A 22,263-nucleotide genomic window follows, 5' to 3' on the forward strand; every position below is an offset into this window, starting at 1 on the left:
CCCTTCTTTATCTATAAAATGATGTTTTTCAGCTGTGACACGTTTTGTGATAAAACGCTGTTTTTGCCTAAATAATCGAGCAGTGAGCTGACTAAAAAGGTTCTCGGTTCATCCTTTGATAATTCTTGATTGAGTAGCTCATACGCAGAGAGGAGATCGTCTTTTTCTTCTCCGTTTGACAGTGCGTGAAGCTCTTGTTTGATCTTCGTTAAGTACGAGATGACAAGTTTTTCTTCATCATATCCGTCCTGTGAGGAAAACAAATAAGATTCCATCAGCTGATCTGTTAACACAGGCTCAATTGAGCAAGGTTTTTTTGATACACGGTCCATCACACCGATAATCATCTCGGCAGCATTTTCTAATTTGATGTTCTTGTGCTCAATCGCCAGCATTAAGATGAATTCTCTCATTAATCCATTGAGAACAATCACGAGATCCCAGACATAAGGAGCGACGGATTCACCATATGTGCTCAAAATAATGTCTCTGTGCCGCTGCATGATAATGGAGCGTGTCTCGCGTAAGTGTTTAATGACAATAGGCGAATGCTGAGAAAAAGCTTCAAAGGACAGCATGTTCAAAAATTTATGATTCTCTTTAAACTCTTCAAGCTCAAGCTTGATCTTCTTTGTGAATTTTTCCTTTTTGGACAGCGTCGTTTCTGAATGAATGATGCGGGAAATCTCTCTCATTTTGCGCTGATTGTATTTAATCAGTTCTAATAGAAGAGCTTCCTTTGAATCAAACAGTTTATAAATAGACGCTTTTGATATTTTACAGGCATCGGCAATTGACTGCATGGAGACACTCATATAGCCTTTTTGAGAAAATAATTTCTTTGAAACCCGCAAAATCTCTTCTTGCTTTTCGTTCATCTTCATAAGTCCTTTCCGAATCGGCAAAACCATAGGGTCACAATGGAAACCGAGTGGTCACTTTTGCTATGATAACAAAACCAATGCCCTAAGACAAGAAAATGAACTTAAAAAAATACCCGTCTGCATGACAGGTATTTTATCCTTCCGCATGTGCGACATATATTTTTGTTTTGCCGTGAAGTTCGATGACCAAAATGTCTTTCTTCAAAGCAGTCTCATTACTCTTAGACGTTTGTGAAGCCATATCGTTACTTGACCGTCAGCTTCAGGTGAATGAGATTGTATGTTGGCACAAAATACGATACATTTATTGTATGACGAATCCAAACCATCCAAATAAAGAAGATATGAGACTGATTTCTGTGCTGCACGCATTGGCTGATCCAATCCGGTTAGAAATTGTCCGCTGCTTAGCAGAGGCGGGGGAGAGGACATGCGGCACGTATGAGATGAATATTGCCAAATCCACGCTTTCCCATCACTTCAAAGTGCTGAGGGAGGCAGGCGTCGTGAAAGTGAGAATTGACGGGAAGCACCGTTACTATTCTTTAAGAAAAGAAGACATCGAGACCGCTTTTCCTGGACTCATGTCATCGATTCTAGCTATAGATAAAAAGCGGTGGTAAGCCAGCTGTCTGTGAAGGGCAGCTGGCTGTTTTATTTCCCGAAAATGGCGTCATACAGCCGTTTTACTGCCGGCTGAATATCCTCTTGCTTCATATGTGAGAAGCCGAGGACGAGCGGAACAAAGCCTGGCTGATGCCCCGGCAATTGCTCATCAAGGGTAAAGCGATCCATTCCGTACATTTTCAGCTTTCTTTCTTTCGCTCGCTGTAAAATCTCATGCTGCGTTCGATTTGAGCGAAACTCTGCAATAAAATGAAGCCCGGCATTTTCCCCAATAATCCGCACATTGTCAGCAAAAACCGTATTGAGCTCTTCAATGAGCTGCTTCCGTTTTTCCTCATATAAACCATTCATTCGTTTAATATGCCGTTGATACGCCCCATCTTTTATAAAATGAAGAAGGGTGTATTGTGTAAAAAGATTAGCTGTTTGAATGAAAAAATGCTGTTCCTCCTTATAGCGTCTCAATAAATGCTGAGGCAGCACCATATAGCTTAGCCGCAAGCCGGGCAGCAATGATTTTGAAAAGGTGCCCATATAAATGACTTTGTCATATCGGTCAAGACTTTGCAGCGCCGGAATGCTGTCTGTGCCATATTTAAATTCACTGTCATAATCATCCTCAATGATATAACGGTCTGGCTGATCAGCTGCCCAGTTTAACAGCTGAATACGCCGGGAAATCGGCATAATCACCCCTGTTGGAAATTGATGTGAAGGGGTAATGATCAACACATTCGGCTGTTGTTTATGAATGTCGCTCATCCGCACACCTTTTTGGTCAATGCCAATCGTTTCAATTTGGTGATGATTGTTTTTCAGCATTTGATAGAGCCTGCGGTAGCCGGGGTTTTCTAGCCCGTATACTTGATCGGCTGGAAGAATGCTTGATAACGAATGGATCAGTGACTGTGTGCCTGCACTTAAAATGAGCTGTTCCGGATAGCATTTGACTCCTCGCGCAAGTCCGATCAATCGGGCAATCGTTTCCCTCAGCTCATACACACCTTGTGGATGCGGAAGCTCACCGAAGGCATCTTGGTGGAGATGGATCGCCTTTTGTTCACTTTTCAGCCAGCTTTTAAATGGAAAGTTCGCTGTATCGACGGAGATATGTGAAAAGGAATACCAGTCGTCTCGTGCAATCGGTTCTTCCTTTAAATCTACAGGAAGAGAAGAGGATTTTAGCTGACCAGATTCATGAAACGTTTCTAGTGATTCCACGAAAAACCCTTTGCGTTCAACCGAATATAAATATCCCTCGGCAAGCAGCTGCTGATAGGCGCCATTCACTGAATTAACGCTGACGTTTAATGTATGGGCTAACTCTCGTTTGGACGGTAATTGATCATGCGGCTGAAGGTTGCGGTTTAAGATTTCCCCTTTAATTTTCGTATAAATTTGATGATAAATATATCCGTTTTGCCCTGTTTGATCTAGTTGAATTGTCAGCATCTCATCATTCCATCCTCTCTGATACCATGAAAAAAATGATATTGGTACTTTCTATCATACCAAAAAATATTCAGAATAATAAAAAAGGATATAAAGGGGATGGATGACAATGAGTCAAACGACAACAAACCGTTTTTCAACTGAAGAATGGCAGGGGAAAAGAGATCAATACGTCGCAAGAGGCGTGAGTAATGGCAACCGTCATCTTGCAGCGAAGGGGAAAGGAGCCGAGCTGTTCGATATTGATGGGAACCGATTTATCGATTTTGCAGGCGCCATTGGCACATTAAACGTAGGACATTCACATCCAAAGGTCGTGGAAGCGGTCAAAGCACAGGCAGAGAGCCTGATTCACCCAGGATTCAACGTGATGATGTACGAATCGTATATCGAATTGGCAGAGAAGCTGTGCCATCTCACACCAGGGGATCATGATAAGAAAGCCATTTTCCTTAATTCAGGTGCAGAAGCTGTTGAAAATGCGGTGAAAATTGCACGTAAATATACGAAAAGACAGGCCGTTGTGTCGTTCACAAGAGGTTTTCACGGCAGAACGAATATGACAATGAGCATGACGAGCAAGGTTAAGCCGTATAAATTTGGATTCGGGCCATTTGCATCTGAGGTGTACCAAGCACCGTACCCTTATTACTATCAAAAACCTGAAGGATTAAGCGATGCTGCTTACGACGAGTACATCATTGATCAATTCAATCAATTCTTCGTCGCAGCCGTTGCACCAGAAACCGTTGCTTGTGTGGTCATGGAACCAGTCCAAGGGGAGGGCGGATTCATTGTGCCATCGAAGCGCTTCGTTCAGCATGTCGCTTCCTTCTGTCAGCAGCACGGGATTGTCTTTGTTGCAGATGAAATCCAAACCGGTTTTGCAAGAACAGGGAAATACTTTGCGATTGAGCACTTTGATGTGGTACCGGACTTAATTACTGTGTCAAAATCTCTTGCAGCTGGCTTACCGCTGAGCGGAGTCGTTGGCAGAAAAGAAATGCTTGATGCGGCAGATCCAGGGGAGCTCGGGGGAACATATGCAGGAAGTCCGTTAGGCTGTGTAGCTGCACTAGCTGTCCTTGATATCATTGAAACAGAACAACTGAATCAACGATCTGAACATATTGGACAAGTCATTGAGGACAAAGCCAATGAATGGAGAACAGCGTATCCATTCATTGGGGAAGTCCGCCGGTTAGGGGCAATGGCGGCAATTGAAATTGTGGAAGATCAAAAAACGCGTACACCAGATAAGAAAAGAGCCGCAGCGATTGCAGCATATGCAAATGAGCACGGGCTGCTTCTTTTAACGGCAGGGATTAATGGGAATATCATTCGCTTCTTAACACCACTTGTCATCACAGATGAGCTGCTTCACGAAGGACTAGGGATCATCGAGGACGCCTTCAAAGCACGCTAAACAACAAAGGGGGATGGTTGTATGCAAAAACAACAAATGGCAAAAACCATGTCGCAGTCTGACGTACTGTTTTTGTCCATTGGTGCAATGCTTGGCTGGGGCTGGGTTGTACTTTCGGGAGATTGGATTTTAACAGCTGGATTTTTAGGCAGTGTGATTGCCTTTGTGATAGGAGGCATTCTAGTGATCTTTATTGGACTCACGTATGCCGAGCTTTCGTCTGCGATTCCAGAAACAGGCGGAGGGCTCGTTTTTGTCCAGCGGGCATTTGGGATGAAAGCAGCGTTCGTCTCAGCATGGGGCGTATTATTTGGTTATGTGTCTGTGATTACGTTTGAAGCTGTTGCCTTGCCGACCGTCATTGATTATGTGATTCCAACACAGCATGCTGGCTTCTTATGGAATATAGGGGGATGGGACGTTTATTTCACGTGGGTATTGATTGGATCTGGCGGTGCATTGTTTTTAACAGCGCTGAATTACATTGGGGCGAAGCCTGCTGCCATTTTTCAGTCCGTGTTCACAGTGGCAATTATTCTGACAGGTTTTCTCCTTTTAGGCGGCGCAACATTTAATGGAGATTTTGCAAACCTTGAGCCGATGTTTCAAGGCGGTGTTGGCGGTCTTATGGCGGTGTTAGTCATGATTCCCTTTTTATTCGTTGGGTTTGATGTCATTCCGCAAGTAGCGGCGGAGATTAACGCACCAAAAAAAATCATTGGGAGAATCTTGATTATTTCCATCGTGAGTGCGGTCATTTTTTATCTGCTTATTGTTTTTGGGGTAGCTGCTGGAATGTCAAAGGGACAGCTTGAAGCCTCTTCATTAGCAACAGCAGATGCGATGGTTCAGCTTCTCGGTCATCAAGCGTTTGGAACAGTGCTGGTTATCGGCGGTGTAGCAGGGATTGTGACGAGCTGGAATGCTTTTATTATCGGTGCAAGCCGTATTTTATATGCTATGGCGGAAAGAGGTATGATTTCCAAATGGTTTGCGTATATTCATCCAAAGTATAAAACACCGACAAATGCCATTTTATTTCTTGGGGCTTTGGCTTTTTTCGCTCCATTACTAGGGCGCCCTGCCCTCGTATGGATTGTCAATGCGGGCGGTGTCGGAATCATCGTCGGGTACTTAATCGTGTCCATTGCCTTTATGAGACTTCGGAAAACAGAACCTGAGCTGGAGCGTCCATATCGCATAAAATATTGGCGGACGACAGGTGTTTTAGCTATCGGACTGAGTCTTCTTTTCCTTTCATTTTACTTTCCAGGAATGCCGGCCTCCTTATCTTGGCCAGCTGAATGGATATTGCTTTTAGGTTGGGTACTCATTGGGTATATACTATATGTAATGAATCCAAGAACGAAGGAGACGATAGAGCATGACAAACGAACTCAAAGTGTATAATCCTGCAACAGGAGAAGAAATTGCTTCAGTTGCTCAGCATACAAAAGAACAGATCCAAGACGCAATTTCCCGCTCACATAAAGCATTCAAATCATGGGCAAAAACGTCAGCACATGAACGTGCCAATATCATTCGCAAGTGGTTTGATCTGATGATTGAGCATAAAGAGAGGCTTGCGAAAATCATCACAGAAGAAAACGGAAAGCCGTATCAAGAAGCATTAGGAGAAATCGTCTATGCGGCTGGTTATATTGAATGGTACGCAGAAGAAGCAAAGCGAATCTACGGCAGAACCATCCCGTCACATACGACGAACAAACGCCTTTTCGTCACAAAACAGCCAGTTGGTCCTGTTGCTGCCATTACTCCGTGGAATTTCCCTGCGGCGATGATTACGAGAAAGGCAGCTCCTGCGCTTGCAGCAGGCTGTACGTTTATTGTAAAACCTGCTGAAGACACACCGCTGACAGCTATTGAACTAGTAAAATTAGGTCATGACGCCGGCATTCCAGAGGATGCACTGCAATGGGTTGTGGGAGATGGCAAAGAAGTGGGTGAAATCTTCACAGATAGTCCATTGATTCGAAAAATCACGTTTACAGGCTCAACGCCCGTCGGGAAGCACCTGATCAAAAACAGTGCCAGTACAGTCAAACACGTATCAATGGAGCTTGGCGGTCATGCTCCGCTCATCGTAGACAAGGATGCGAATCTTGAACTAGCTGTCAAACAAGCAGTGGCATCTAAGTTTCGGAACGCAGGGCAAACCTGTGTCTGTGCCAACCGCTTAATTGTGCATGAAGACATTCATGAAGCATTTGCGCAAAGATTCAGCAAAGAAGTAGAAAAGCTGAAAGTAGGAAATGGGTTTGAAGAAGGCACATCCATCGGTCCAATTATCAACAAGCGCGGTTTTGATAAAATTGTCGGCCAAATTCAAGATGCAGTGGATAAAGGGGCGAAAGTTCTTGTAGGCGGCGATACGCATTTCGACGATGACAAATCATATTATTTTGTCCAGCCAACGGTTCTTACACATGTGGACCCTTCGATGAACATTATGCATGAAGAGACCTTTGGTCCAGTGGCACCTATTACGACATTCAAAACGTTAGACGAGGCAATTGAATTAGCCAACGATACACCTTTTGGCCTTGCAGCTTATTTCTTTACAGAAAATTATCGGAACGGACTCTACATTTCAGAACATCTCGATTATGGGATCATTGGCTGGAATGATGGCGGTCCATCGGCTGTCCAAGCACCTTTTGGCGGTATGAAAGAGAGCGGAATTGGCCGAGAAGGCGGCATCGAAGGGATCGAGCCTTATTTAGAAACAAAATATGTATCCATTGGTTTAGACGAATAAACGTGAAAAAGACTGTCAGAGGAATCTCGGCAGTCTTTTTTATGTTATACAGCAGGCGGGAAAAGCTGATCCACCGTTTCTTTCGTTTCTTTCAGAATTTCATGTATGTAATCTGCAGATGCCTGCTCCATGCTGCTGAACAAAAGCCGTTCGACAGGCTGAACGCCAATAAAATTGAAGACTTCAGTATCAGTTGTCATGTGATGGGAGGAGGTGGAAATTTTATTGGAATTAAGAAAAGTCCTCGGTGCATCGTGGGTGTTGATAATGACACCTTTTTTGTGCCGAAGCAGATTTTCAATCTCTCCATCCTCACTGATCTGATAAGCAAAACCTTCAGAAAAGACGCGTTCTACATATCCTTTTAGCATAGCCGGCAAGCCTGTCCACCATATTGAAAAAATAAACGTCAGCACATCCGCTTGCTGAATCAGCGTCTGCTCTCTTTGAATAGCAATCGGGACATCACCGCATTTGATGGCAGCCTTTTCTGCAATGGTGAGCTCTGGCGAAAAACCTAGGGCATAGACATCACGAACAGTCACTTTATGACCATTGTTCAATAGAGTGCTCACAACAAGATCTAATAAGGTTTGATTTAAGCTTTGCTGGGGATGAGCAAATATGATTACATGGTTCATCTCATAGCCTCCTATGTGGTCATCTGTCTCATTATGTCACGCGGCTTTATCCTATTCAATCCTATATTGGTAATAACAAGTTGGGAAAATGGAAAATAATTGATCGTCATAAAAGTAAACAGTGCGATTTGCACATGTGTAAAGGAAGAAAAAGCGATCGTTTCTAAGAAAACGATCGCTCATACACTTTTATTTCTTTCTAAAAGCAAGTCCAAGTGCAATCAGTGCCACGACTAGAGCAGCAATGGACAGACCAAGGACAAGTGGTGAGGAAGAAGCAGTGGCCGTTTCAGAGGCCTTTTCTTCTTTTGGTTTTTCCTGGCCATGTGAATCCGTTACAGTATTGGATGCCACAATGTTTGTGATGGAATGAGGTTTATCAGCATCTTTATCGCCAGTCCATTCAACGACTGTTCCATCCTTATAATATTGATACGCATCCCAAGCAGCTTCACCTGCTTTTTCAGGGTTTTTCGCTACAAAAACGAATTGCTGGAATTGTCCAGCAAGCACACCTTTACCTGTTGCTTCCCAAGTCACTCTTGTTACCTTGCCATCTTTCTCTTCAGTTGATGTTTTCCAGCCAGGTACTGGCTCATATTGCTGGAATTCTACGCCTTTAGGAATTGTCACGACAACCTTAGTCGTCGGGCTGTCACTCTCAGAAGGAACCTTTAATGTATAGGTCTCCCAAGCATTTGTCGCAGATGTATCAGGCTTGACTGTTACGTGCGCACTCACAGGAATTGCCAATAAAAATGAAGCGAGAAGCATTGGTAATAAAGCTTTAACGTATTTTTTCATATGTGATAACTCCTTTTAGTTTCTTCTAATAAATGTGGTATCGATATTCTCAAAAGAACCAGTTAACGCATGGATTTCAATTTTCCATGTGCCTTTTTCATTTAATAAGAGATTTTCAGCAGAGAAATGCCCATTTTTTAATCGTTTCAGCTGAAATTCACTCGGTGTCTCATCACCGAATAAAGCCACCTTATGGATCTTGGCTGTTACAGATTGAATATCAGTGATCGTTTCGCCATTCTTCTTTGTAAATGCCACTTCGAATGAGTTTTTCCCCGGGGCATTCGGAGTAATGCTCAAGGACACAATATCACGATGCTCGACCTGATTTGCGCCAAAGAAGGGCTCTGGTGCAGGCGGAGGAGGGCTCGGAATATTGGTAAAGACAGCCGTTAATAACAAAATGGCGATCCCGAACATCCATTCAGCTCGTAAGGAAATGCTGCGTTTCTGCTTCTTTTCCCATCTCAGCATCAAGTAATGCATAAGCCCAAGAAGGCCCATGATGATAAATAAACCAAGCTTGATTAAAAAGGTGCGTCCGTATGCTGATTGGAAAAGAGCGTCAAACGATTGCAAAATAAAGATCGCATTCACAAATCCTGAAAACACAATGAGTCCAACGGAGAGCAGTGCCCAAGGATGAAATGCTGCTAGCGTACTCCGTATGAGCGGCTCATCTTCATTTGGCAGTTTCTTTATCAATAGAAGGACAATGGCTGTTAAACCACCGACCCAAATCGAAGCAGAGATGAGATGGATGAAATCAAGTGATGTTGTGAGTATTTTATTGTCTGTTGCGGCTGGATGTCCGATTTGTGCCTTCAGCCAAAGAAGCACTATGAAGAGAAGCAGTGGAAACAGCCAAACTCGAAAAGAAGAGAAATCTCCTTTTCTCACCGCCACAATCGTCCAGATGGTGAGAAGAACAAATGACGCCATAAGCATCATCCACAGACTACCGCCAGAAGTGGACGCAATCGTTTCTTGTAAAAGCGAAGGCTGAAATGCCCCCCAAAAGGACACGTCTGCCGCTGATTTTGTCTGAATCGGCAGCTGGAACACAAGTGCTCCGCCCATCATGATCAATGACACGGTCAAAAGCCGCTTCATTCGTTTCTCCAATACAGGTGAAATCGTATTCTTAAACCAAAGCAGTCCAAACAAAATGGTCCCAAGGAATAAGCTGAATGACGTATAAAGAAAGGCTTTATCAATAGTTGAAGCCATATCTATGGATTCATCCGTTTGGCCTTGCTCTAATTGGTCAAAACCGCCATCCGCTTTTCCAATACTAAACGGAATCATGCCAGAGACAGAGTGTCCGTCCGCTGATACCGCATTCCACTGAATGGTGTAAATCCCTTTTGGTAAATTCTTTTTTAAAGCTGCTTCCATGATCTTTTGATCTTTAATGACCGTATCTCCTTTATCCACACGATCACCTTTTGCATTTAGCACCTTAATGGCATGAAAGCCACTTTCAATTCCTTCACTAAATGTGATCGAGACTGAAGGAGGCTGCTGATCCAGCTCTTCATTTGCTGCTGGGTTCGAGCTCACGACGTATGCGTGAGCGAATGCTTCCTTTGGAATGAAAAAAGCGAACATGACCATAAGAAGCAGAAGCCACTTACTATTTTTAAACAAGGTGAATAACCGCCTTTCTACCTATGAAAATGTCTCATGTATCAGAAAGAAAGCGGCAGTAAACTGTGAGTCACAGAAAAAACCGCTCTTCCTATTGTACCGCCCTCTTTAAAAGGTAAACGAAACAAACAGCAAGATGGTTCACTTTTTCTGTGTCATGTCTGCGCAGACATTTCTTAATTGAATAGGTTTGATCAATTATAAGCCTATTCGATTTAAGAAGAGGAAACAAGAAGAGACCATTTGAAAGTTGTGAAATTCCCATGAATTTTGTTTCAAAACAACGGCAGATCAACCTTTTCACCCCTTTTGTATTGGGATCTGAAGGTATTTTCACATCATTTTTCAATTTTGTCACACACTATATGACAAAGTGACATTTAGTTTCAATTGAAGAGAAAGTGAAAGCGTTTTACGATAGGCATAAGGGCTTCACTGAATCTTGTTATTATATCTTTTGACCTATAAAGCCCTAAATAAAGGGAGAGAAGAAAGGAGTTTTCATAGATGCAGGAAAAAAGCGGATTTCGAGTAAAAGTACAGCGCTTTGGAAGCTATTTAAGCGGTATGATCATGCCGAATATTGGAGCGTTTATCGCTTGGGGACTCATCACCGCATTATTCATTCCAAGTGGTTATTTTCCAAATGAACAATTAAATACACTTGTTGGTCCAATGATCAACTACTTGCTGCCGCTCTTAATCGGTTACACAGGCGGGAAGCTCGTATATGACCATCGAGGCGGGGTACTCGGTGCAACCGCTACGATTGGGGTTATTGTCGGTTCGGACATCCCAATGTTTTTAGGCGCAATGATCATGGGACCGCTTGGCGGTTATCTCATTAAGAAAATCGACCAGCTGTTTAAAGACCGAATCAAATCAGGTTTTGAAATGCTGATTAATAACTTTAGTGCAGGTATTCTAGGTGCCATTTTAGTCGCCATTGCTTTCTACGCCATCGGTCCAGTGGTATTAGGCCTGAATAAAGCCCTTGCGGCAGGTGTAGATATCATTGTCAATGCACATTTACTTCCGCTGGCAAGTATTTTCATTGAACCAGCGAAAGTATTGTTCTTAAACAATGCAATTAACCAAGGAATTTTAGGTCCATTAGGGGTGGAGCAAGCGGCGAAGACAGGCCAGTCCGTTCTGTTCTTGCTTGAAACAAACCCAGGACCAGGTCTAGGTGTTCTTCTAGCCTACATGTTCTTTGGGAGAGGGACTGCAAAGCAGTCTGCACCGGGTGCGATTGTCATTCAATTTTTAGGGGGAATCCATGAGATTTACTTCCCATACATCTTAATGAAGCCAAAGCTCATTTTGGCGGTTATTGCTGGGGGAGCGAGCGGCGTTCTGACCTTTACACTGTTAAATGCAGGCTTAAAGGCTGTGCCGTCACCAGGAAGTATCATCGCTCTTATGCTCATGTCACCAAAAGGCGGCCACCTTGCCGTTCTAGCAGGTGTTGTCGTGGCAGCGGTCGTATCATTCCTTGTCGCTTCTGTCATTTTGAAAGCGTCTAAAGCAGTGGACGAAGACTTAACAGCAGCAACTGAAAAAATGCAAGACATGAAAGGCAAGAAAAGTGCAGCAGCAGCTGCTCTTACAGCACAAAAAGAAGGTGCTGAAGCAAGCGAGCAAGCAGCGTCTCCAGATGAAATCAATCCAGATAACGTGAACAAAATCATCTTTGCCTGTGATGCAGGAATGGGCTCAAGTGCGATGGGTGCGTCCGTTTTAAAGAATAAAGTCAAAAAGGCAGAGCTAGATATTGATGTAACAAATACATCCATCAGCAACATCCCAGATGATGCCGATGTGGTCTTTACTCATAAAGATTTAACAGATAGAGCCAAGGCAAAACTGCCAGGAGCTGTGCATATCTCAGTTGATAATTTCTTAAACAGCCCGAAATACGATGAGCTGATTGAGAAATTGAAAAAATAACATGACGAAACGGGTTGAGTCCAATTTTTCCTAATTGAACTCCCCGTTTTGGTTGTTTTCTGATTTTCCATTCTAAAAAAGGTGTGTGATCTTTCATGAAACAAGTACTTTCAAAAGACAATATTTTTCTAAACGAACAAGCGGGCTCTAAAGAAGAAGCCATTAAAAAAGCAGGCGAAGTCTTAGTGGCAAACGGTTATGTCACAAGTGATTATGTGGACAAAATGTTTGAAAGAGAAAATATTTCTTCTACATTTATGGGCAACGGAATTGCCATTCCTCATGGAACAGAGGATGCGAAAGCGGCTGTCCTTCATTCAGGAATTTCCATTATCCAAATTCCTGATGGCGTTGAATATGGCGAGGGGAATATTGCCAAAGTTGTATTTGGTATCGCTGGTAAAAACAATGAGCACCTCGATATTCTTTCTCAAATTGCGATTGTCTGTTCAGAGGAAGAAAACGTAGAGCGTATCATTCATGCAAAGGATCAGGATGAACTGATCGCCATCTTTAACGAGGTGAACTAACATGAAGGCACTTCATTTTGGAGCAGGCAATATTGGCAGAGGATTTATCGGATCTTTGTTAAAAGCATCAGGCTTTGAGCTCGTTTTTACCGATGTAAATGAAGCGGTGATCAACGAGCTGAATGAAAAAGGAGAATACACGGTTGAGCTCGCAGCACCAGGGCAGCAGCAAGAAGTAGTCGGTCCAGTGTCCGCTATCAATTCCGCAAAAGATCCAGCTGCATTAACTGAGGCAGTTGCAACAGCTGACCTCATTACAACAGCTGTTGGACCAGCTGTTTTGAACATCATTGCTTCATCGATTGCTGAAGGTTTAAAACAGAAAAAGTCTGATCATATCATCAACATTGTGGCGTGTGAAAATATGATTGGCGGCAGCTCTCATTTAAAGGAAGCTGTTTTCTCTCATCTAACAGCTGATGAACAAGAAGCGCTGTCACACACAGTTGGTTTTCCAAACGCTGCGGTTGACCGCATTGTCCCCATTCAGCACCATGAGGACATTTTGAAAGTATCAGTCGAGCCATTTTTCGAGTGGGTCATTGATGAGACAGGCTTTATTGGAGACGTTCCTCAGATCGATGGAGCGACCTTTGTACAAGATTTAACGCCTTATATTGAGCGTAAGCTCTTTACTGTCAACACAGGACATGCACTAGCTGCTTATGTCGGGTACGAAAAAGGCGTTCAAACGATTAAAGAAGCTGTCGATACACCAGAGATTCGTCAAGTGGTCGAAGGTGCACTACACGAAACGGGCAGTTATTTAATCGACACCTATGGCTTTCAAAAAGAAGAACATGATGCGTATATTCAAAAAATCATCAAACGATTTGAAAATGCCTTTATCTCTGATGAAGTCACGCGCGTCGCACGTTCTCCGCTTAGAAAGCTTGGAGCAAATGACCGTTTAATCGGTCCAGCGAAAAAGATCAGACAGCCAGAGTATTTAATTAAAGGCATTGTGGCAGCTTTGGCTTACGACTTTACTGAAGACGAAGAAGCTGTTCGTCTGCAGGCATTAAGAAAAGAAAAAGGCATTGAAGGTGTGCTGGAAGAGGTATGTGGACTCTCACCATCAGACGATCTTTATCAAGCCATTCTTAAAGAAGCAGCTCATTAATCAGAAAATCCCTTTCCATTGTGAGAAAGGGATTTTTTCTATGACTTTTTTAATACTTTTCCCTGCTTGACGATATATAAAGTAAGGGGGAATTTGTACATGAAAAAGAAAGCGTTTGCGTCAAGAAGTGTCTTTTTTCAATTAATGTCTGCCATTATCGTGATCACGATTTTAACGGGCGGACTAGTTGGAACAACGGGGTATTTGTTAGCGAAACATGTCTTAATTGATGCAGGGAAAGCAGATTTAAAGCACATCGTCAGCGGAGCGATGGCCACACTTGAACAGTTGAATGACCGTGTGGAGAAAAAAGAACTGACGCTTGAGCAGGCGCAAGAACAAGCCCGGCTTTACTTGAGCGGACCCAAAAATGACAACGGGAAGGGATACCAATCTCAAAAATCAGATTTTATCTATAAAAATAAAGGCTATCTGATCGCTTATGGCACTGACTATTCTACCCAGGTTCATCCGGTCAACGACATCGGTGTCATTCCAGATAACACGACCAATCGTGAAAAAATGGTCGCTGGCGCCAATGCAAAAGGCGAGGATGCACACTATGTGACCTATATGGATAAGGACGATGCAACCGGCGAAGAAAAAGAAAAGCTCGCCTATATGAGCCAGTTTACACCGTGGAATTGGAGTGTAGGTATCGCTGTCTTCCAGGACGAATTTTATAAAGAATTAGAGCAGATGAAGCTTTATATTATTCTCATTACAGCGGGTGTCGCCCTTCTGAGTCTAGGCGTCTTTTATTTAGCTGCTCGAGGAAAAGTCAGACTGCTGAAGCAAGTCACTGCTGCTTCAAAGGAAATTGCGGCGGGGAATATTGAACGCACGAGCTTAAAGGAAACAACGGATGAAATCGGACAGCTGGCAAAAGGCTTTAACCATATGTCAGGAGAGCTCAGAACACTGGTGAGCGGTTTACAGGAAACGAGCAGTCAGCTTGTTGAATCAGCGACAGATTTATCGGCGATATCTGAAGAAACCTCAGCCAGCAGTGAAGAAATTGGACGAGCCATCGGAGATATTTCGAATGGAACACTTCATCAAGCATCTGATCTTGAAGTAGCCAATCAACAAATGACCCAGTTTAATCAATCGATTGAGAATGTCAAAGAACAGAGTGATCAAATTAAACGGATTTCCGACCAATCGAGTCAATCATCACAGCAGGGCCAGCAAATCGTACAGCAATTAAAACAATCGAATGAACAATCGATTCAGGCGTCTCAAGGCATTAGAGCAGGAATCGAGCAGTTAAGTACAAAAGTACAGGATATCTCTCAAATCACAGATACGATTGAGAGCATTTCAAATGAGACGAATTTACTGGCACTGAATGCAAGTATTGAGGCAGCACGTGCAGGAGAGCATGGCAAAGGCTTCTCAGTTGTGGCGAGTGAAGTGCGGAATTTAGCTGAACAGACAAAGCAATCAGCCGTTCAAATTCAGCAAATGATTCAAGGCATTAAAGAAGAAACGACGGCAACAGCCGGCATCATGTCGAGCACAATGGATCGTTTTGCCGAGCTGGATGAAGCAGTGCATAAAACAGAACATGAATTCAATGCCATCTCTACATTGATTTCACAAACCATCGTTGAAACAAACGCGATGGCAAAAGAGCTGAATACACTGCTGGAGCAAAACGACCTCATCACAAAAGCCATGCACGGCGCAGCACATGTTTCTCAAGAAAATGCGGCGGCGATCGAAGAAATTACTGCATCCACAGACGAACAAGTGACAGCCATTTCTAATGTGGCAAAAGCAGCAGAAAGACTTAATGAGCTTAGCATGCGATTGAATCAGGACATTGCGCGTTATCGTCTGTAAATCAAAGAGGACCGGATGATTTCCGGTCCTGTTGATTAAGAAGATTTTTTAATAATGATAAATGTTATAACAGAAGAGATTATGGAAATAACAGTGTAACAAACTACCCAAAATAAAAAAGAGAAGTTTCCTTCTGCTAAAGTAAACCAAAACACCAAACTTAAGACAAGAGAAACAAGAGGAGAAATCCATATGTTTCTAAAGATACGTGTACCTAATATTCCAATTAGAATCGACAATATTGGCAAGACGAAAATAATTAATAAAACAATAGATCCCACTAGGTTATCCCCCTTATTACTGAATTAATTCAAGTCGTCCCGTTTCCCAATCTTTTTTTGAGTGAATATCGATGGAATTAGTTAATGTTCCCTTCTTTAAATTATATATATCTACATGTCCTATCACATTTTGTTTTTTTTGAGTAGGATACTTGAAAAACGCATACATATTATCTTTAGAGTATTGAATGTTTTGGAGATATTGTTCTTCTTTTGTATCTTTCATAACAAAAGATTTTATTAACTTAAAATTTTTATCATAGATTAATACTTTGCCCTCAGAGGATGGGATAGCAATATTACCATCATGGAGTAATTCAATTTGTGTTGGAGAAAAAGATTTTTGATTAATTGTAATTTCTTTTTTTATTTTTAAATTAGACTTATTAATTAATAAAATTTTAGATTCTTCATTTTGGTTAACCGTATCGGTTAGGGCTAAAGCTATTGTATCAGAGTCTAACTCTTTAAATGCATCTTTTTCGTTACCTTCAATAAAATAAATCTGTTTATTTGGAATACGTTTATCCGAAATAATTTTATTGTTATTTGGATCAAGAACTTTTATGGATAAGTATTCATCGTCATAGTTGGAAAGTATATAAAATTTCCCATCTATTAACCTTGCAGAGTTGAGCATCCCCTTTAACTTTATATGTTGTTTTTTATCATCGTTGTTGTCTGTCCAATAAATAAATTCGCTCTCATACCCTTTATCTGTATAACCGATATTTATATCTTTAAAAACGTATGAGTTGCTAGCATTAATAAAGAAAGATCCTTCATCTTCTGTTGTTTTTGACATACTTTTTAAATTACCTTCTTTTAGTGAACCTGATTTTTTGTTTATGGTAAAATAATCATTACTTCGACTGCTATTAAAATAAATATTATCCTTGCTTTGTGTGCTGGATATAATACTATAACCAGAATTCAATAAACTATCTTTTATACTATTTCCTTTACTATCAAAGTAAATTATTTCAGTACCGGATTTTAATGTATTGGACAGAGAAATAATAAATGATGTATCCTTCATTTTGGTGAATTTTTTCTCTTTTGGGTTATTTTCTAAATTATTGGCTGTACAAGCTGATAAAATTAAAATAACAAATATACTTAAAAAGATACGTTTACTAAACATTTATAGACATCTCCTTAAAGACTAAAACAACCGTATAAGAAATACGATTGTTTTGAGTTAATTATTTTATTTGTTATGTTTAAAAATCTTAGTATTATTTGACTTTACAAGTTCCATTGGAGTGACAATAGTATCCCATTTGATATTATCAATATCTATGCCTTGATTCTTCCATGCTCTCCATGCAAGCTGTGAACAATAGAAACTTTTAGTAGTGTTTTTGTTTAAAAAATTCCAGTTATAAGGTTTTTTATTTGATGCTTGTTTTTCTGCATATTTAGCTGCTCCAATATATTTAGCGTTAGAAGAACCTTTAACCCATAAACCATAAACTTTTTTCTTCGTATTCCATGTATTCGGGTATTTTCTCACACCATCTTGCTTCTTTGGGCTATAACTTTTAGCCCAAGATTCTACAGTATTTGAGCTGTTTTGGGCTACAATTGCTGCATGTCCAACTCCTATTGAGGCGCTTCCAGAGTTAATTTCATAACTAACTAATACATCTCCCTTTGTGCCCATAGATTTTTTAGTAGACAAAGCAGATATTTTATTTTTCTCTACTTTATATTTAGGATAAAGTTTGTCAATTTGTCCTGAAGTTTCAAGCTGTTTGAACTCTTTTTGATCTTTTTTGTATAATTCGTCCCCTTTAGTTTCAGCGAATTTTCGATCATCTTTAGCGGTCTTAATTAATTCAGTAATTTCTTTATCGCTCATTCCTGATATTTTGTGTTGTTTTATTGCCTCTTTTTCTAAAGAATTTGATTCTGCAGCAAAAGATTGCTGAGAAAACCCAATACCAGTAATTAAAAGTGTAGAACATAAAACAGTTTTAAACGTTTGTTTATTTATCATACTAAAATCTCCCTTCAAATTTATAAGTAAAATATACAATAAAAAAACTGCCCTTTAAACCCATATTTTCAATTTTAAGGTTATTTTAAGGTTTATTTTTACTTATATATTTTGAAAGACTTTAAGTATGATTTACACATATTTGTGTAGAGTGCAAAGAAAGTGAGAAGCTTAGACAATAACAAAATTTCTTTTCATTCCACATTGGTAGTTAGTGCTAGTCTCATTTAGGAAGGTATCTATCGTTACTCTTGAATACATCACTTATTGTTACTATGAAAAGCACTGCAAATCACAATCATTGAGCAAACACCGGCGAAAAAAGCATGTTTTTTTCTCATTCTGATTCACTCCCTTCAAAGCCCATTAGGAGACCGCATCACATATTTCAATGAAATGACCATCAGGATCAGACACATAAGCGACCGTTTGACCCCATGGTTTTTTTGCAGGTTCTTTGATGATCGAAACCCCTTTTTCCTTCATTGATGCAATCGTTTGCTCCACATCATCCACAACAAAGCCAATTTCAAACGTGTGAGACGCTTGATTTGCTTCAGGGACAGGCAATCCGAGTGCTTCTTTGACATCTTGGCGTGAATTAATCGATAACGTCACGTCTCCAGTGTCAAACTCAACATAGGATTCAACCCTCAATTTTATTGGGAAACCAAGTACTTGCTGATAGAAATGAATACTCGACTCCACATCGTTTACATATAAAATGGTATATTTCATTTTCATGTGAAAAACTCCTCTCTTCATATACGTGTAAAAAACGGAAAGGTTTCCCACTCATTGTACCATATAGGATATAAGGTGTATTTCGTGCCAAAAAAATCAAAATATTTAGCTCGATAGTCTTGAAAAACAAAAAGTGGTGACATATGATAAAATTGTAAAATTAGAAAAAATAGGGGGATCTTACATGTTGAAAAAAATCATGGTGGCTGTCTTGTCTTTAGGTCTTTTACTAAGCTTTACACAAGTCGACACCCACACAGCAGATGCAAAGACAGTGAAGTACAAAAACTGTAAAGCGCTGAACAAGGTATATAAAGGCGGCGTAGCAAAAAGCAAAAACACGAAAAACAAAGGCGGAAAAACAAAGTACAAGCCATATGTATCAAAAGCACTTTATCAAAAAAACATGAAGCTTGACCGCGACAAAGACGGCATTGCGTGTGAACGCTAAGCACATGTGAAAAGACCTGTAATAAGGTCTTTTTTCTATGGGATCAAACTCGTCCCTTTGTGCCAGCTTCCTCTTTATATTAAAATAAAGATAGTTTCAAAAATCGATACAAAGTGGGGTACTCAATTTGTCAACACAAGCTCATAAGAAAGACATCCGATTGATTGCCATTGATATGGATGGCACGCTGTTAAACAGTGAGCACATCATTCCAGAGGAAAATAAACAAGCCATTAAAGAAGCTGAAGCAAAAGGGGTCCATGTGGTCATTAGCACAGGGCGGACACTGATGACATGCCGAGAGCTGGTTGAGCCGCTCAAGTTATCGTCTTACCTCGTGACAGCAAACGGAAGTGAAATCTGGGATTCAAATTTTCAGCTGATCGAACGAGATCTGCTGCATCCTGATCACGTCCAAATGATGTGGGATTTAAAAAATAGGTACGAAACCGATTACTGGGCTTCGACTGTGGATAAGGTGTGGAGAGGTGAATTCCCTGAACGGATTCATGACCATGAATGGCTGAAATTTGGCTTTGATATTCATGATGATGACGTTCGTGAGGAAGTACTCAATACATTGAAAACAAATAAGCACCTAGAGATCACAAACTCAAGTCCAACGAATATCGAAGTGAATGCAGCCGGCATTAACAAAGCGGCAGCTCTTGCAAAAGTAGCAGAACGCATTGGCTGTACGATGGACAACGTCATGTCACTTGGCGACAGCCTCAATGATATGGCCATGATTCAAGAAGCCGGATTAGGCATTGCGATGGGAAATGCCCAGGAAGTGGTGAAAGAGGCGGCTGATTGGATTACGGCTCCTAACACAGAACACGGTGTTGCAAAAGCCATCCAACATTGGGTGCTGTCTAAATAAGGTGCACTTCATTACAAGAAAAAGTGAGAGGACTTTGCCTCTCGCTTTTTTTGTTTTCTCCTAGTTCGAATGTTATATTTTCTGCCAATTTCATGTGTAGTCTATCCAAAGTTGGTATAATCAATATAAATTCGAATATTCGGACTTTATATTCCGTATTTCGGAACAACAAGGAGGGATTCTATGTATCAAGTGGATATCAACTGTGATTTGGGAGAAAGCTTTGGTCAATACACAATCGGTGCAGACGAACAAATCTTAGAATATGTCACCTCAGCCAACATTGCTTGCGGTTTTCATGCAGGAGATCCAACGGTCATGAGAAAGACAGTTAGAATGGCACTGGATAAAGGGGTCAAAATTGGTGCGCATCCGGGTTTGCAAGATTTGGCCGGCTTTGGCAGACGTCCAATGGCTATCTCCGCAGAGGAAGCCTATGATCTTGTCATCTATCAAATTGGCGCTCTATCAGCCTTTCTCAAGGCCGAGGGCGGCACGATGCAGCATGTCAAACCACACGGCGCCCTCTACAACATGGCGGCTGAAAATACTGAATTATCTGAATCGATTGCGCAGGCTGTGTATGATGTGGATCCAAACCTTGTGTTATTTGGTCTGTCAGGCAGTGAACTTGCGTTAGCAGGTGAACGAATAGGTCTGCAAGTGGCACATGAAGTGTTTTCTGATCGGACGTATCAAACAGACGGGACGCTGACATCCCGCCGCGAACCACATGCACTCATTGAAGAGGATGAACGGGCCGTCCACCAGGTTGTTCGTATGGTGAGAGAAGGCAGGGTTCGTACAGTTCAAGGAGAAGATATCGAGCTCAAAGCAGATACGGTCTGCATTCACGGAGACGGCAGCCATGCGCTTCAATTTGCAAAAACCATTACAGCGAAGCTAAAAGAAGCCGGGATTCATCTCAAGGCCTTTCAATAAAAATCGTCATCAAAGGGGGAAACAGCATGAAAACAGAGAAAGTCAAACACATGAAGGCACCAAAGGGGAATCGTTCTATGCTGATGGGCGCTGCCTTTTTAATGGCGACGTCCGCGATCGGACCGGGATTTTTAACACAAACAACCGTCTTCACACAGCAGCTTGCGGCTAGCTTTGGGTTTGTCATTTTGATCTCAATTTTATTAGATATTTTTGCACAAACAAATGTATGGCGCATCATTGCGGTTTCAGAAAAACGAGGTCAGGATATAGCGAATATGGTGCTCCCGGGTCTCGGGTATGTGCTGGCCTTTTTGATTGTCATTGGAGGACTTGCCTTTAACATCGGAAATATCGCTGGAGCTGGTCTCGGTTTTCAGGTGATCTTCGGTGTCGATCCGCGAATCGGCGCAGGGATCAGTGCTGTGATTGCCATTCTCATCTTTGTGATCAAAGAGGCTGGGAAAGCGATGGACCGTTTTACGCAGGCAGCAGGCTTTGTCATGATTGGCCTGATGCTGTACGTGGCGATTTCAACAGCGCCGCCAGTTGGAGAAGCAGCCGTGAGAACATTTGTCCCAGAGACGATTGATATTTTATCCATTGTGACACTTGTGGGCGGAACGGTAGGCGGCTATATCGTCTTTGCTGGCGGGCATCGCTTGCTGGATGCAGGTATTAAGGGGAAGAAAGCACTGCCGCAAGTGACGAAAAGCTCTATTTTCGGTGTGTTAATTACATCTGTCATGCGTGTGGCACTCTTTCTTGCCACATTAGGAGTTGTCTCAAAAGGCTTGCAGATAGATCCATCCAACCCGCCTGCCTCTGTTTTTCAATTAGCTTCAGGAAATATCGGATATAAAATGTTCGGGATTATTATGTGGGCTGCGGCGATTACATCCGTCATTGGAGCAGCATACACATCTGTTTCTTTCTTCAAAACCTTCTCACCAAAAATTGAGCAAAACCAGCGTGGTATCATCATTGGCTTTATTGCCCTCTCGACCCTTTGTTTTATTACGATCGGAAGACCAGTGAACATCTTGATATTAGTTGGAGCGATCAATGCATTGATTTTGCCGCTCGCCCTTGGCACATTACTCGTTGCGGCGTATAAGAAAGACATTGTCGGAGATTATCGGCATCCATTCTTTTTGACAGTGACTGGTGCATTTGTTGTGGTCATTATGGCGATGATGGGCGGCTATACCATCATTAATGAAATCCCGAAACTATGGAGTTGATT

At 41.7% G+C, this 22,263-nt stretch carries 21 protein-coding genes; 12 read left to right on the plus strand and 9 right to left on the minus strand.

The genetic code is table 11. The annotated features are described in order from the left end of the window. Nucleotides 1-11: 11 nt before the first annotated feature. Nucleotides 12-878 (minus strand): TetR/AcrR family transcriptional regulator, encoded by an 867-nt coding sequence (locus NSQ34_RS02120; protein ID WP_231293950.1) that lies wholly within the window; start codon nucleotides 876-878, stop codon nucleotides 12-14. A 317-nt stretch (nucleotides 879-1,195) separates the two neighbouring features. Between NSQ34_RS02120 and NSQ34_RS02125 the strand changes: the two genes are divergently transcribed. Continuing rightward, nucleotides 1,196-1,507 (plus strand): metalloregulator ArsR/SmtB family transcription factor, encoded by a 312-nt coding sequence (locus NSQ34_RS02125; RefSeq protein ID WP_034283858.1) that lies wholly within the window; start codon nucleotides 1,196-1,198, stop codon nucleotides 1,505-1,507. Nucleotides 1,508-1,538: 31 nt separating this feature from the next. Here NSQ34_RS02125 and NSQ34_RS02130 read toward each other — a convergent pair whose 3' ends face one another. Then, nucleotides 1,539-2,963 carry a PLP-dependent aminotransferase family protein gene (locus NSQ34_RS02130; protein WP_254001570.1) on the minus strand — a complete coding sequence of 475 codons (1,425 nt, stop codon included), beginning with the start codon at nucleotides 2,961-2,963 and terminating at the stop codon, nucleotides 1,539-1,541. 109 nt (nucleotides 2,964-3,072) lie between these two features. On the opposite strand from NSQ34_RS02130, the gene gabT reads away from it, so the two are divergent. Genes gabT through NSQ34_RS02145 form a run of 3 tightly spaced genes read left to right on the plus strand, consistent with a single transcriptional unit; the run spans nucleotide 3,073 to nucleotide 7,168 of the window. Beyond that, nucleotides 3,073-4,389, plus strand: coding sequence for a 4-aminobutyrate--2-oxoglutarate transaminase (gene gabT, locus NSQ34_RS02135; RefSeq protein WP_254001571.1), 1,317 nt, complete (start codon nucleotides 3,073-3,075; stop codon nucleotides 4,387-4,389). A gap of 21 nt (nucleotides 4,390-4,410) precedes the next feature. Next, nucleotides 4,411-5,799 carry an APC family permease gene (locus tag NSQ34_RS02140; protein WP_034283791.1) on the plus strand — a complete coding sequence of 463 codons (1,389 nt, stop codon included), beginning with the start codon at nucleotides 4,411-4,413 and terminating at the stop codon, nucleotides 5,797-5,799. Further along, complete coding sequence (locus NSQ34_RS02145; RefSeq protein WP_254001572.1) at nucleotides 5,774-7,168, plus strand: NAD-dependent succinate-semialdehyde dehydrogenase; 1,395 nt, start codon at nucleotides 5,774-5,776, stop codon at nucleotides 7,166-7,168. Before NSQ34_RS02140 ends, NSQ34_RS02145 begins: the two co-directional genes overlap by 26 nt. Before the next feature lie 44 nt (nucleotides 7,169-7,212). Here NSQ34_RS02145 and NSQ34_RS02150 read toward each other — a convergent pair whose 3' ends face one another. The 3 genes from NSQ34_RS02150 to NSQ34_RS02160 all read right to left on the minus strand — a co-directional run bounded on the left by NSQ34_RS02150 (nucleotide 7,213) and on the right by NSQ34_RS02160 (nucleotide 10,263). Then, nucleotides 7,213-7,809, minus strand: coding sequence for an NAD(P)H-dependent oxidoreductase (locus NSQ34_RS02150; protein WP_254001573.1), 597 nt, complete (start codon nucleotides 7,807-7,809; stop codon nucleotides 7,213-7,215). A 189-nt stretch (nucleotides 7,810-7,998) separates the two neighbouring features. Next, entirely contained in the window at nucleotides 7,999-8,613 is a 615-nt protein-coding gene (locus NSQ34_RS02155) for a DUF1775 domain-containing protein (RefSeq protein WP_041106532.1), read from the minus strand. Nucleotides 8,614-8,628: 15 nt separating this feature from the next. Continuing rightward, complete coding sequence (locus NSQ34_RS02160) at nucleotides 8,629-10,263, minus strand: copper resistance CopC/CopD family protein (protein ID WP_254001574.1); 1,635 nt, start codon at nucleotides 10,261-10,263, stop codon at nucleotides 8,629-8,631. Nucleotides 10,264-10,770: 507 nt separating this feature from the next. On the opposite strand from NSQ34_RS02160, the gene NSQ34_RS02165 reads away from it, so the two are divergent. The 4 genes from NSQ34_RS02165 (at nucleotide 10,771) to NSQ34_RS02180 (ending at nucleotide 15,714) form a co-directional block, all read left to right on the plus strand. Further along, the gene (locus NSQ34_RS02165; protein ID WP_034283798.1) at nucleotides 10,771-12,213 is read left to right on the plus strand and encodes a PTS mannitol transporter subunit IICB; all 1,443 of its coding nucleotides are present in this window, start codon (nucleotides 10,771-10,773) and stop codon (nucleotides 12,211-12,213) included. A 95-nt stretch (nucleotides 12,214-12,308) separates the two neighbouring features. Further along, entirely contained in the window at nucleotides 12,309-12,743 is a 435-nt protein-coding gene (locus NSQ34_RS02170; protein WP_012008933.1) for a PTS sugar transporter subunit IIA, read from the plus strand. A gap of 1 nt (nucleotide 12,744) precedes the next feature. Next, nucleotides 12,745-13,866, plus strand: coding sequence for a mannitol-1-phosphate 5-dehydrogenase (locus NSQ34_RS02175; protein WP_254001575.1), 1,122 nt, complete (start codon nucleotides 12,745-12,747; stop codon nucleotides 13,864-13,866). A 99-nt stretch (nucleotides 13,867-13,965) separates the two neighbouring features. Next, on the plus strand, nucleotides 13,966-15,714 hold the full coding sequence (locus NSQ34_RS02180) for a methyl-accepting chemotaxis protein (protein ID WP_101677056.1): 1,749 nt from the start codon (nucleotides 13,966-13,968) through the stop codon (nucleotides 15,712-15,714). A 35-nt stretch (nucleotides 15,715-15,749) separates the two neighbouring features. Here the strand turns inward: NSQ34_RS02180 and NSQ34_RS02185 are convergent, their stop codons facing one another. From NSQ34_RS02185 to NSQ34_RS02200, 4 genes are all read right to left on the minus strand, one after another. Beyond that, nucleotides 15,750-15,995: a DUF2651 family protein gene (locus NSQ34_RS02185; RefSeq protein WP_080701244.1), complete on the minus strand. Its 246-nt coding sequence runs from the start codon at nucleotides 15,993-15,995 to the stop codon at nucleotides 15,750-15,752. Between the two features lie 16 nt (nucleotides 15,996-16,011). Next, nucleotides 16,012-17,139 carry a hypothetical protein gene (locus NSQ34_RS02190; protein WP_176967317.1) on the minus strand — a complete coding sequence of 376 codons (1,128 nt, stop codon included), beginning with the start codon at nucleotides 17,137-17,139 and terminating at the stop codon, nucleotides 16,012-16,014. A 66-nt stretch (nucleotides 17,140-17,205) separates the two neighbouring features. After that, on the minus strand, nucleotides 17,206-17,997 hold the full coding sequence (locus tag NSQ34_RS02195; RefSeq protein ID WP_034283804.1) for a septation ring formation regulator EzrA: 792 nt from the start codon (nucleotides 17,995-17,997) through the stop codon (nucleotides 17,206-17,208). A 366-nt stretch (nucleotides 17,998-18,363) separates the two neighbouring features. Next, nucleotides 18,364-18,741: a VOC family protein gene (locus NSQ34_RS02200; protein ID WP_061110657.1), complete on the minus strand. Its 378-nt coding sequence runs from the start codon at nucleotides 18,739-18,741 to the stop codon at nucleotides 18,364-18,366. A 184-nt stretch (nucleotides 18,742-18,925) separates the two neighbouring features. On the opposite strand from NSQ34_RS02200, the gene NSQ34_RS02205 reads away from it, so the two are divergent. From NSQ34_RS02205 to NSQ34_RS02220, 4 genes are all read left to right on the plus strand, one after another. Further along, nucleotides 18,926-19,192 carry an excalibur calcium-binding domain-containing protein gene (locus NSQ34_RS02205; protein ID WP_080943500.1) on the plus strand — a complete coding sequence of 89 codons (267 nt, stop codon included), beginning with the start codon at nucleotides 18,926-18,928 and terminating at the stop codon, nucleotides 19,190-19,192. A 127-nt stretch (nucleotides 19,193-19,319) separates the two neighbouring features. Further along, the gene (locus tag NSQ34_RS02210) at nucleotides 19,320-20,075 is read left to right on the plus strand and encodes a Cof-type HAD-IIB family hydrolase (protein WP_024425552.1); all 756 of its coding nucleotides are present in this window, start codon (nucleotides 19,320-19,322) and stop codon (nucleotides 20,073-20,075) included. Nucleotides 20,076-20,258: 183 nt separating this feature from the next. Then, nucleotides 20,259-21,017: a 5-oxoprolinase subunit PxpA gene (locus tag NSQ34_RS02215; protein ID WP_034283808.1), complete on the plus strand. Its 759-nt coding sequence runs from the start codon at nucleotides 20,259-20,261 to the stop codon at nucleotides 21,015-21,017. Nucleotides 21,018-21,043: 26 nt separating this feature from the next. Then, on the plus strand, nucleotides 21,044-22,261 hold the full coding sequence (locus NSQ34_RS02220; protein ID WP_061110660.1) for an NRAMP family divalent metal transporter: 1,218 nt from the start codon (nucleotides 21,044-21,046) through the stop codon (nucleotides 22,259-22,261). Nucleotides 22,262-22,263 lie beyond the last annotated feature (2 nt).

This window comes from Bacillus sp. FSL P2-0069, assembly GCF_038593315.1.
GTDB lineage: Bacteria > Bacillota > Bacilli > Bacillales > Bacillaceae > Bacillus > Bacillus safensis.